The 369-nt window shown below is 52.6% G+C and carries 1 protein-coding gene; it reads left to right on the forward strand.

Going from position 1 to position 369, the window contains the following annotated elements; all coding sequences use genetic code 11:
- Positions 1-369: UvrD-helicase domain-containing protein (locus tag J0A66_RS22050; protein ID WP_206575985.1), on the forward strand; the 369-nt coding region annotated here is incomplete at both ends.

Below are 369 nucleotides of genomic sequence, written 5' to 3' on the forward strand. Positions count from 1 at the left end.
TTCAGGATACTAACAACATCCAATACGCCTGGTTGCGCCTGCTGGCCTGCCCTACCAACAACATGATGATTGTGGGTGATGATGACCAGTCTATCTACGGCTGGCGCGGCGCCAACGTGGATAATATTCAGCATTTTCTGCGCGACTTTGACGGTGCCACCACCATTCGACTTGAGCAGAACTACCGCTCTACCGGCAAGATCCTCAAAGCCGCCAACACTGTGATCGAAAATAACAGCGGCCGTCTGGGGAAAGAACTCTGGACCGAAGGCAGCGAAGGGGAACCCATTTCCCTGTATGCCGGTTTTAATGAGCTGGATGAAGCCCGTTTTATTGTGTCGCAAATTCGCAGTTGGCAGGAGAAAGGCG

This window comes from Bowmanella dokdonensis, from assembly GCF_017254865.1.
Taxonomy (GTDB): domain Bacteria; phylum Pseudomonadota; class Gammaproteobacteria; order Enterobacterales; family Alteromonadaceae; genus Bowmanella; species Bowmanella dokdonensis.